Source organism: Kribbella sp. NPDC003557, from assembly GCF_040610805.1.
GTDB lineage: Bacteria > Actinomycetota > Actinomycetes > Propionibacteriales > Kribbellaceae > Kribbella.
Window position 1 is genome coordinate 551,533 of the sequence record NZ_JBEXMY010000001.1, and the last position, 995, is coordinate 552,527.

General features: G+C 72.6%; 1 protein-coding gene. It reads left to right on the forward strand.

Annotation, left to right across the window (positions count from 1 at the left end; all coding sequences use genetic code 11):
• A partial coding sequence (locus ABZW60_RS02700) for an Rv3235 family protein (protein WP_355473312.1) occupies window positions 1-815 on the forward strand: 815 nt, incomplete at its 5' end.
• Window positions 816-995 lie beyond the last annotated feature (180 nt).

Consider the following 995-nt stretch of genomic DNA (forward strand, 5'->3'; position numbering starts at 1 on the left):
CAGACGCTGGCGGCGGGCAGGGTGTCGTGGCAGGTGCCGTCGGCGGGCGAGCGAAGAAGCGCGGCCGGCAGCTCAGCGTCGCGCCGGCCGCTGTAGGCGCCACGCACGCCGACCAGCAGAGCGCCACAGCAGGTCCCGCCCACCGGCGCGGCGCCCCGGCAGATGCCGCCGGCCGGCAGGAGGCCACAGCACAGGCGGCTAGCCAGTACGGCACCACAGCACCCACCGGCGACCGGCAAGGCGCCACGGCAGATGCTGCCGGTGGGCAGGGTGCTGTGGCCGGTGCGGGTGGCGAGCGGGTGGAGGAGCAGGGGCGGACGCTCAGCGTGGCGCCGGGTGGTGCCGGTGTCGCGCGCTCGGTTGCGGCGCCTGGGCAACCTGACGGGGTCCGGGCGCCGCTCAAGTCGACCGCTGGCACTGTCGCCAAGGTCGCGCGGCGGGACGGGGTGGTGGGGCAGGAGCCGAAGGCTGCGCCGGAGCTGCCGGAGGTTCGGGCTTGGGGGGCTCGGTTGGCTCAGGCGGTTTCGGAGGTGCTGGCTGGGGATCGGCCGATCTCGCAGCTGGTGCGGTTCACCGACGATGTGGTGTTCCTGGAGCTGAACCGGCGGGTGCGGCTGCTGGGGCTGAACTCGACCGCCGGTCTTCGGGGGGCGAAGGAGAAGAGCGTTGTGCGCTCGGTGCGGGTGTTCATGCCGGAGCCGTTCATCGCCGAGGTCGCCGCACACGTTCGCCACGGCAGCCGCTCCCGCGCCGTCGCCTTCCGCTTGGAGATCCGCCGCAACCGCTGGGTCTGCACCGCCCTCGAACTCGACTGACACTCCCCCTCGCCCAACCAACGAGACCACCGCGCCAGCACCCCCTCGAACTCAACTGACGCCCAACCGGCAAGACCACAGCCTCTGCACCGCCCTCGAATTCGACTGACACTCCCCCTCGCCCAACCAACGAGACCACCGCGCCAGCACCCCCTCGAACTCAACTGACGCCCAACCGGC